This window comes from Klebsiella sp. BIGb0149, assembly GCF_004362605.1.
GTDB lineage: Bacteria > Pseudomonadota > Gammaproteobacteria > Enterobacterales > Enterobacteriaceae > Klebsiella > Klebsiella terrigena.
In genome coordinates this window covers 95,331-105,395 of record NZ_SNYG01000010.1, presented here as the reverse complement: position 1 = coordinate 105,395, position 10,065 = coordinate 95,331, and the positions used below count along the sequence as shown (strand labels likewise).

General features: G+C 58.7%; 9 protein-coding genes and 1 rRNA gene. 5 read left to right on the top strand and 5 right to left on the bottom strand.

What is annotated here, in order from left to right; genetic code table 11:
* The 5 genes from rrf to aceK form a co-directional block, all read left to right on the top strand.
* Positions 1-89: ribosomal RNA gene (gene rrf, locus EDF75_RS25235) — 5S ribosomal RNA — on the top strand; the annotation flags it as partial.
* Positions 90-509: 420 nt separating this feature from the next.
* Positions 510-1,439 (top strand): homoserine O-acetyltransferase MetA, encoded by a 930-nt coding sequence (metA, locus tag EDF75_RS25230; RefSeq protein WP_041143560.1) that lies wholly within the window; start codon positions 510-512, stop codon positions 1,437-1,439.
* A gap of 260 nt (positions 1,440-1,699) precedes the next feature.
* Positions 1,700-3,301, top strand: a complete 1,602-nt coding sequence (aceB, locus tag EDF75_RS25225) for a malate synthase A (RefSeq protein WP_133601272.1) — start codon at positions 1,700-1,702, stop codon at positions 3,299-3,301.
* Between the two features lie 34 nt (positions 3,302-3,335).
* Positions 3,336-4,640, top strand: coding sequence for an isocitrate lyase (gene aceA, locus EDF75_RS25220; protein ID WP_095104812.1), 1,305 nt, complete (start codon positions 3,336-3,338; stop codon positions 4,638-4,640).
* Positions 4,641-4,690: 50 nt separating this feature from the next.
* Positions 4,691-6,433 (top strand): bifunctional isocitrate dehydrogenase kinase/phosphatase, encoded by a 1,743-nt coding sequence (gene aceK / locus EDF75_RS25215; protein WP_133601271.1) that lies wholly within the window; start codon positions 4,691-4,693, stop codon positions 6,431-6,433.
* Position 6,434: 1 nt separating this feature from the next.
* Here aceK and EDF75_RS25210 read toward each other — a convergent pair whose 3' ends face one another.
* The 5 genes from EDF75_RS25210 to iclR form a co-directional block, all read right to left on the bottom strand.
* The gene (locus tag EDF75_RS25210; RefSeq protein WP_045853487.1) at positions 6,435-7,367 is read right to left on the bottom strand and encodes a phosphatidate cytidylyltransferase; all 933 of its coding nucleotides are present in this window, start codon (positions 7,365-7,367) and stop codon (positions 6,435-6,437) included.
* A complete protein-coding gene (locus EDF75_RS25205; protein ID WP_133601270.1) occupies positions 7,360-7,995 on the bottom strand; it encodes a lysophospholipid acyltransferase family protein in 636 nt (211 codons plus the stop codon). Before EDF75_RS25205 ends, EDF75_RS25210 begins: the two co-directional genes overlap by 8 nt.
* Positions 7,992-8,654, bottom strand: a complete 663-nt coding sequence (locus tag EDF75_RS25200; RefSeq protein ID WP_045853485.1) for a CDP-alcohol phosphatidyltransferase family protein — start codon at positions 8,652-8,654, stop codon at positions 7,992-7,994. Before EDF75_RS25200 ends, EDF75_RS25205 begins: the two co-directional genes overlap by 4 nt.
* A gap of 98 nt (positions 8,655-8,752) precedes the next feature.
* Positions 8,753-9,172: an ASCH domain-containing protein gene (locus tag EDF75_RS25195; RefSeq protein WP_133601278.1), complete on the bottom strand. Its 420-nt coding sequence runs from the start codon at positions 9,170-9,172 to the stop codon at positions 8,753-8,755.
* Positions 9,173-9,182: 10 nt separating this feature from the next.
* Entirely contained in the window at positions 9,183-10,010 is an 828-nt protein-coding gene (iclR, locus tag EDF75_RS25190; RefSeq protein ID WP_045853483.1) for a glyoxylate bypass operon transcriptional repressor IclR, read from the bottom strand.
* Positions 10,011-10,065 lie beyond the last annotated feature (55 nt).

The window sequence follows — 10,065 nt, the reverse complement described above, 5'->3', positions numbered from 1 at the left end:
CCTGACCCCATGCCGAACTCAGAAGTGAAACGCCGTAGCGCCGATGGTAGTGTGGGGTCTCCCCATGTGAGAGTAGGGAACTGCCAGGCATCAAACAAACAGAAAAACCTCATGCGAAAGCATGGGGTTTTTTTGTTGTCTGCGGTTTAAGGAAAAGCGGCCGGACGCCGCCCGGATCGGGCGCTGCGCGCCGCGATCCCTGACCCTTCAGCCGCTAAAACGCCGAAAAAGGACTCTCTCTTCCGCCCCTGCTGCGGTGAAACGTAGCGTTAAAATGCTGCACTGTCCCACCACATAGCACCCTGTTCTCAGCCGTTGCCCGCTTTTTGCCGATTAGCGCGGTGCTATATTCATGATGCTCCCTGCCGATTAATCCCTGTATTCTGTCCCGTGCGTGGTTGAAACTTTCTCACCTTCCGCTTGCAGACTCGACATTTTGCTTATTCCTGGTTATTGTTAGCTGTCTGGATGTCTAAACGTTTATACGTATGCTATGAGGTAATAAAGTTATGCCTATTCGGGTGCAGGACGAGCTACCGGCCGTCAATTTCTTGCGTAGTGAGAACGTCTTTGTGATGACGGCAACGCGCGCAACGACCCAGGAAATTCGCCCGCTGAAGGTGCTTATCCTCAACCTGATGCCGAAGAAAATCGAGACCGAAAACCAGTTCCTGCGGCTGCTATCAAATTCTCCGCTCCAGCTTGATATCCAGCTGCTGCGCATCGACGCGCGTGAATCCCGCAACACGCCAACCGAGCATCTGAACAACTTCTACTGCAACTTTGAGGACATCTGCGACCAGAACTTTGATGGCCTGATCGTCACCGGCGCGCCGCTGGGGCTGGTTGAATTCAACGACGTGGCCTACTGGCCGCAGATCAAGCAGGTGCTGGAGTGGGCAAAGGATCACGTCACCTCAACGCTTTTTGTCTGTTGGGCCGTACAGGCCGCGCTCAATATCCTTTATGGCATCCCCAAGCAAACCCGCACTGAAAAAATCTCCGGCGTCTTTGAACACCATATTTTGCATCCGCACGCGCTGCTGACCCGTGGTTTCGACGATACCTTCCTCGCGCCGCACTCGCGCTATGCCGATTTTCCGGCCGCACTGATCCGTGACTATACCGATTTAGAGATCCTGGCAGAAACCGAAGAGGGCGATGCCTATCTGTTTGCCAGCAAAGATAAGCGCATTGCCTTCGTCACCGGACATCCGGAATACGATGCCAATACCCTGGCGGGCGAGTTTTTCCGCGATGTGGAAGCGGGGCTCAGCCCGGAAGTACCGACCAATTATTTCCCGCATGATGACCCACAAAACACACCGCGGGCCAGCTGGAGAAGTCACGGAAACCTGCTGTTTGCCAACTGGCTGAACTACTATGTCTACCAAATCACGCCATACGATCTGCGGCATATGAATCCGACTTTGGATTAATCCTCCAGCGAACGCGATCCTAAAGCGTTTCAGCATTTTGCCTCTGGCACCTTCGGGTGCCTTTTTTGTTTCCGAAATTCAATTCATGTACGAAATAAACTTTAATTTTAATGTTATCAATATGTTGAATGGATATTTCCATTAAAATGGAAATTGTTTTTGATTTTGGAAAAATAATGCGTAGTCTTAATTGTGTTGAGCGAAAACCAGACAACGATCTTTCACTCGCGCCAACTGGATCAACCAAGAGGAGCTGCACAATGACGCAACAGGCGACAATCACTGACGAACTGGCCTTTGGCCAGCCCTATGGCGAGCAGGAAAAGCAGGTCTTAACGCCCGAGGCGGTGGAGTTCCTGGCGGAACTGGTGAGCCGCTTTACGCCTGAGCGCAATAGGCTGCTGGCGGCACGTATCCAGCAGCAGCAGGATATCGACGACGGTAAGCTGCCTGGCTTTATTTCGGAAACGGATTCCATTCGTAACGGTGACTGGACGGTTCGCGGTATTCCGGCCGATTTACAGGATCGCCGGGTAGAGATCACCGGTCCCGTTGAACGCAAGATGGTGATTAACGCCCTGAATGCCAACGTGAAAGTATTTATGGCTGACTTTGAGGACTCGCTGGCGCCTGACTGGAACAAAGTTATCGACGGTCAGATTAACCTGCGCGATGCGGTCAACGGCACCATCAGCTATACCAACGAAGCGGGGAAAATCTACCAGTTGAAGCCCGATCCTGCGGTACTGGTTTGTCGGGTGCGCGGCCTGCATCTGCCGGAAAAGCACGTCACCTGGCGCGGGGAGTCGATTCCCGGCAGCCTGTTCGATTTCGCGCTCTACTTCTTCCATAACCACCAGGCCCTGCTGGCGAAAGGAAGCGGCCCCTATTTCTATCTGCCGAAGACCCAGGCCTGGCAGGAAGCGGCCTGGTGGAGCGAAGTCTTCAGCTACACCGAAGATCGCTTTGAACTGCCGCGCGGCACCATCAAGGCGACGCTGCTGATTGAAACGCTGCCGGCGGTGTTTCAGATGGATGAGATTCTCCACGCGCTGCGGGACCATATCGTTGGCCTGAACTGCGGACGTTGGGACTACATTTTCAGCTATATCAAAACGTTAAAAAACCATGCTGACCGTGTTTTACCCGACCGCCAGGTGGTGACGATGGACAAGCCGTTCCTCAACGCCTATTCACGCCTGCTGATTAAAACCTGCCACAAGCGCGGCGCGTTCGCGATGGGCGGCATGGCGGCCTTTATTCCCAGCAAAGACGCTGAACGCAACCGCCAGGTGCTCGGCAAAGTTACCGCCGACAAAGAGCTGGAAGCTAAAAACGGCCATGACGGCACCTGGATTGCTCACCCGGGCCTTGCGGATACGGCGATGGAGGTTTTCAACCGCGTGCTGGGCGAAAGGACCAACCAGCTGGGCGTCAGCCGGGACGAGGATGCGCCGATTACCGCCGAACAGCTGCTGGCCCCCTGCGACGGGGAGCGTACCGAAGCCGGGATGCGCGCCAACATTCGCGTGGCGGTGCAGTACATCGAAGCCTGGATCTCCGGCAACGGCTGCGTACCGATTTATGGCCTGATGGAAGATGCGGCGACTGCCGAAATCTCGCGCACCTCTATCTGGCAATGGATCCACCATCAGAAGACGCTGAGCGACGGGACGCCGGTGACCAAAGCGCTGTTCCGCCAGTGGCTTGGCGAAGAGCTGATGGTTATTCAGGAGGAGCTGGGCGAGCACCGCTACAGCAGCGGCCGCTTTGACGATGCCGCGCGGCTGATGGAACAAATCACTACCTCAGACGAACTGATTGATTTCTTAACGTTGCCTGGCTACCGCCTGCTGGCGTAATTCACCCACTCGTGACCCTATGGAGCATCTGCACATGAAAACTCGTACTCAGCAAATCGAAGAATTAAACAAAGAGTGGACACAGCCGCGTTGGGAAGGCATTACCCGCCCGTATAGTGCGGAAGAAGTGGTGAAATTACGCGGTTCGGTCAACCCGGAATGTACCCTGGCGCAGCTTGGCGCGGCCAAAATGTGGCGGCTGCTGCACGGCGGCTCGAAGAAGGGCTATATCAACAGCCTTGGCGCGCTGACCGGTGGCCAGGCGCTGCAGCAGGCGAAGGCGGGGATAGAGGCGATTTATCTCTCCGGCTGGCAGGTCGCGGCGGATGCCAACCTGGCTTCCAGCATGTATCCGGATCAATCGCTGTACCCGGCGAACTCGGTGCCGGCGGTGGTCGATCGGATCAACAATACCTTCCGTCGCGCCGATCAGATCCAGTGGTCTGCCGGCATTGAATCCGACGATCCGCGCTATACCGACTATTTCCTGCCGATCGTGGCGGATGCTGAAGCCGGCTTCGGCGGCGTGCTGAATGCGTTTGAGCTGATGAAATCGATGATTGAGGCCGGTGCAGCGGCGGTTCACTTTGAAGATCAGCTGGCGTCGGTAAAGAAATGCGGCCATATGGGCGGCAAGGTGCTGGTTCCGACGCAGGAGGCTATCCAGAAACTGGTGGCCGCTCGCCTGGCGGCCGACGTCATGGGCGTACCGACGCTGGTCATCGCCCGAACCGACGCCGATGCTGCGGATCTGATCACCTCTGACTGCGATCCGTACGATCGCGAGTTTATTACCGGCGATCGCACCAGTGAAGGTTTTTTCCGCACTCATGCCGGCATTGAGCAGGCGATTAGCCGCGGCCTGGCCTATGCGCCGTACGCTGACCTCGTGTGGTGCGAAACGTCTAAGCCGGACCTTGAGCAGGCTAAGCGCTTTGCGGATGCTATTCACGCCCGCTTCCCGGGCAAGCTGCTGGCCTACAACTGCTCTCCGTCGTTTAACTGGAAGAAAAACCTCGATGACGCCACCATCGCTCGCTTCCAGCAGGCGCTCTCCGACATGGGCTACAAATATCAGTTCATTACCCTGGCGGGCATCCACAGCATGTGGTTCAACATGTTCGACCTCGCCCGCTCCTATGCGCAGGGTGAGGGGATGAAACACTACGTTGAGAAGGTGCAGCAGCCGGAGTTTGCTGCCGCCGCGGAGGGATACACCTTCGTTTCCCACCAGCAGGAGGTGGGCACCGGCTACTTCGATAAGGTGACCACCATTATCCAGGGCGGCGCTTCCTCAGTCACCGCGCTGACCGGCTCAACGGAAGAAGAGCAGTTCTGACTGTTTTCCCCCTCTCCCTGCCGGGGAGAGGGTTGGGTGAGGGGGAAGGTATGACGCGTGGCCTGGAACTACTGATTGCACAGACTATTTTGCAGGGCTTTGACGCCCAGTATGGCCGTTTTCTCGAAGTGACCTCGGGCGCGCAGCAGCGCTTTGAGCACGCCGACTGGCACGCGGTACAGCAGGCGATGAAGCAGCGTATTCACCTCTACGACCATCACGTCGGCCTGGTGGTTGAACAGCTGCGCTGTATTACTGATGGCAAAAGTACCGACGCCGATTTTTTACTGCGGGTGAAAGAGCACTACACCCACCTGTTACCGGATTACCCTCGCTTCGAAATTGCGGAAAGCTTTTTCAATTCCGTCTATTGTCGGTTGTTTGACCACCGCTCGCTGACTCCCGAGCGGCTCTTTATTTTCAGCTCACAGCCGGAGCGCAGCTTCCGCTCAATTCCCCGTCCGCTGGCGAAAACGTTTTTCCCCGAGCGCGGCTGGGAAACGCTATTAAGCAAGGTACTCTCCGATCTTCCCCTGCGGCTGGCATGGCAAAATAAGGCGCGGGATATTGGCTATATCACGGCCTGCCTGGTGGAGGCTCTCGGCAGCGAGATGCTCTCCCGCTCCCATCTGCAAATAGCCAACGAACTCTTTTATCGCAATAAGGCGGCCTGGCTGGTAGGCAAACTGGTGACGCCGGTGGCAACGCTGCCCTTTTTGCTGCCCGTCCATCGCAGCGATGAAGGCGAGCTATTTATTGATGCCTGCCTGACCACCCACGCAGAGGCGAGCATCGTCTTTGGCTTTGCGCGCTCCTATTTTATGGTTTACGCCCCGCTGCCCGGCGCGCTGGTTGAGTGGCTGCGCGAGATCCTGCCGGGGAAAACTACCGCCGAGCTGTACATGGCGATTGGCTGCCAGAAGCACGCAAAGACGGAAAGCTACCGTGAATATCTGCACTATATTGCCCGCAGCGACGAGCAGTTTATTGAGGCGCCTGGCATCCGCGGCATGGTGATGCTGGTCTTTACTCTGCCGGGTTTCGACCGGGTATTTAAGGTCATCAAGGACCGCTTTGCACCGCAAAAGGAGATGACCGCCGCCCACGTCCGCGCCTGCTATCAGCTGGTTAAAGAGCACGATCGCGTCGGGCGCATGGCCGATACCCAGGAGTTTGAAAACTTCGTGCTGGATAAGCGGCAAATCGCGCCGCAGCTGATGGCGCTGCTGCAGTCGGAAGCCGGAGCTAAAATTACCGACCTCGGGGAGCGGATTGCCATCAGCCATCTCTATATCGAGCGGCGGATGGTGCCGCTGAATATCTGGCTGGAGCAGGTCGACGGTCAGGCGCTGCGCGATGCGGTCGAGGAGTACGGCAACGCCATTCGCCAGCTGGCCGCCGCCAATATTTTCCCCGGCGACATGCTATTTAAGAACTTCGGCGTGACCCGCCACGGTCGGGTGGTGTTCTACGACTACGATGAGATTTGCTACATGACGGAGGTCAATTTCCGCGAGATCCCGCCGCCGCGCTATCCGGAAGATGAGCTGGCGAGCGAGCCGTGGTACAGCGTGTCGCCGGGGGACGTTTTCCCGGAAGAGTTCCGCCACTGGCTCTGCGCGGACCCGCGTATCGGGCCGCTGCTCGAGGAGATGCACGCCGATCTGCTGCGGGCCGACTACTGGCGCGAGCTGCAGACGCGCATCCGCAACGGCCACGTGGAGGATGTCTACGCCTACCGCCGCCGCCAGCGTTTTTGCGTCCGCTACGGCGCGATGCAGCAGGCGGGCTAGGTCAGGTGTAAAAGTAGCGCACCACGTGGAAGAATACCGGCGCGGCGAAGCAGAGGGAATCAATCCTGTCCATCATGCCGCCGTGCCCTTCCAGCATGGCGCCAAAGTCTTTCACTCCCCGATCGCGCTTGATAGCCGACATGCACAGGCCGCCCGCGAACCCCAGCAGGGTGATCAGCAGAGAGATGAAGAAGGCCTGAATCATGCTGAACGGCGTAACCCAGAACAGGGCCGCGCCCACCAGACTGGCGCTCAGAATCCCGCCCACGAAGCCTTCCACCGTTTTGTTCGGGCTCAGCTTTGGCACGATAGGGCGCTTGCCCCACAGCTTGCCGAACACGTACTGCAGCACGTCCGAAATCTGCACGACGATCATCATGAACAGCACCAGCTTGATGTTTTCGCCGGCAAATCCCGGAATATCGATCATTAGCAGCGCCGGCGCATGGCTGACGCAGTACACCGCAATCATCAGGCTCCACTGAATCTTGGCGCTGCGCTCGAGGAAGTGGGTGGTATCGCTGGCCAGCGCGATGCGGGCGGGAATAAAGAGGAATGCATAAACCGGAATAAATATCACGAACAGGCTGTACCACTCGATCCCCACCAGCAGGTACTGCAGCGGCAGAATCACGAAAAAGCACCAGAACAGCGCCTCGTGGTCGCCCCGGCGGGTGGGGGTCAGGGTGACGCATTCGCGCAGCGCATAGAAGGACATCAGCGCGAACAAAATCACCGAGCCGATGGGGCCGATGAGCATGGCGAATACCGAGATGATGCACATAACCCACCAGGCGCGAATTCTGGCGTTGAGGTTGGCGATGGTTTCGTTCTGTTTTCTGAGCGACAGCAGATAGCCAATCAGGCTTGCAATAACCAGCAGGGAAAACAGTCCCGCCAGCAGCAGCAGGAGCTGATGATCGATATTATGCATGGGATAGCGCCTCCAGCGCTGATTTCGCGCGGGCTAAAAACGCCGCTTTTGTTTCGCCTTCCGCCGGGCCATTCAGCGGTTCGCCGAAGGTGGCGCTGCAGATAATCGGTACCACCAGCCTGGAACCTTTCGGGAGCACCCGGTTCAGGTTTTCCAGCCAGACGGGCACCAGTCGAACGTCGGGGTGGCGCAGCATCAGGTGGTACAGGCCGCTTTTAAACTCGCCCAGCTCGTCGCCGCTGCCGCGCGTGCCCTCGGGGAAGAAAATGAGCGACTCGCTGTTTTCCAGCACGGCGACCAGCGGCGCGAGAGGATCTTCGCTCGGGGACGCCGCCCGCCCTTTACGTTCAATCAGCACCGCCCCGAAGATGCGGGAGGCCAGGTAGCGGCGCAGGCGGCTCTTTTTCCAGTAATCCGCGGCGGCAACGGGGTGGACGTTGTCGCGCATCGCGGTGGGCAGGCTGGCCCAGATCACCAGCCCGTCGAGATGGCTGCTGTGGTTGGCGAAGTAGAGCGTGGCCTGCCCTGGCTGCGGAGTGGCTTTCCAGCGCGATTTAATGCCCGTCAGCAGCCGGCATACGCTAACCAGCAGCGCCCGCACCAGCGTTTTATCCGGCGAAAAGCTCATGGTGATTCTCCTGCGTTAAGATCCTTGATAATGAGCCGCGCGCGGCTGATACAGGTAAAAAAGGCGCCGACCAGAATCAGCCATAGAACCGCCACAAAGCCCTGCTGGCTCCACTGCGGAAACGCGGCGGCCAGCACCGAGACCGCGGTCAGCAGCGCCATGCGATGCTGTTTGGCCATCGGTCCGCTGAAGCGCTGGGGCAGCCCGCAGGTGCCCCCGAGCAGGCGGATATAGGCGGTGGCGACCGCCAGCAGCGCGCACCCCCAGCCGAGCGCGACCGCCGACGGATAAAGCGTCAGGCCGTAGCCTACGCCGAGCAGCAGCAGCGTGTCGGATACGCGATCGGGAAGTTCGTTATAGACGGCGCCAGCCGGGCTGCGCAGACCGCCCTCGACGGCGACCATCCCGTCAAGAAGGTTGCAGATTAACCGTCCCTGAATACCTACGGCGGCGGCGATAAAGAGGATCCGCTGGCCGATTTGATCTTCAACCCGCCACGCGGCCAGATAGCACAGGGCGGAGAGCGCGGCAAAGGCGATACTGAAGAGAGAGATACCGTTCGGCGTACAGCCTTTACGGCGTAGATACCGCGCGGCGGCGGTGGCCCAGCGAGTCTCGCGTGCCCGGATGGGGCGGCGATCCTGGATTTCCTTTTCCATAGTTGCGTGCTCATTTTTGTTTTAAGAGCACATATTATATACAGCTTTCGCGGAAATTAACGCATACCGCCGTAGGCCAGGATCATCTCGCTCGCGGTTCAGGGCAACGGCGCATCGGCGACGTCGATCAGCGCGAACTCCTCGTAAACCAGCTCCATCTCCGGCGACCAGCTCCCTTCACGCTCGAAGAAGGCCCGGTGAGCCTGCTGCCAGTAGTCCAGGCTCAAATCGCCTTCACCCTCCAGCGCGGCAAGATCCGCGGTCATCTCATTAAAGCGAATAATTCTGAGCGCCAGGGTGCGGATGACGCAGACCGGCTCGCCCGCTCCGTTGAGCACGATGTGCAACGAGCCCGGGGTCACCGGCGGATTTTCCTGGCGATAGCTGGCAAGCGAGCCGCAGGTGCCGCGCTTTTTGCCGGCGATAACCAGCGCCGCCAGCTCATCGGCCAGCGCGGGGGAATCGCCAAATGACCAGCAGAAGGCGCCGGGATAGCGCTGCTGCCAAAGGGATTTCAGATCGCTCATCTTAGCGAACCCCGCCGTAGGCCAGAGTCACCTCTTTGGCGGCTTTAATCGCCAGCGCGCCGAGTTCGGTGACGCGATCGTCGGTCATCCGCGAGATAGGCCCGGAGATGGAGATCGCCGCAAACGGCTCGCGGTGCTCGTCATAAATGCAGGAAGCGACGCAGCGCAGGCCCAGGGCATGCTCTTCGTCGTCGAACGAATAGCCGCGCTTGCGCGTCTGGGCGAGGTCCTCTTTCAGATGCAGCGGCGATACCAGGGTGGCGTGGGTGTAGGCGTGCAGCCCTTTGCGGTGCAGAAGGCCGGTGACCTGCTCTTCGCTCAGCTGGGAAAGGAAGGCTTTACCCGCTCCGGAGGCGTGCATCGGCAGCTTGCCGCCAATCGGCGCCGACATGCGCATCAGCTGCGTACACTGCACCTGGTCGATGATAATCGCCTGGTGGTCGCCCTGATCCAGCACCGCCAGGTTGACCGTTTCGCCGGAGTCCTCCATCAGCTGGCGCAGAATAGGGTGCACGATGGCCAGCAGGTTGCGGCTTTGCAGAAAGCTGCTGCCGACCACAAAGGCGTGGGCGCCGACGGACCAGTGCCCGAGATCGCCCACCTGGCGCACGAAGCCCAGTTGCTGCATGGTCGTCAGCAGGCGGTGGGTTGTCGAGTTCGGCAGGCCGGCCTGCTGCGCCAGCTCGGTTAACGCGACGCTGCCGTGCGATTCAGAAATCCATTCGAGTAACTTTAGCCCACGGGTAAGCGACTGAACCTGTCCGCCAGCCTGAGGGGCGGCGGGCGTCGCGGGTTTTCTGCCGCGCTTTGCGGGAACGGGAGTGGCCATCGCAGATTCCTTTTTTCTGTATCGTGGAAATAGTTTTCGTTTTATTTGCCCGTTT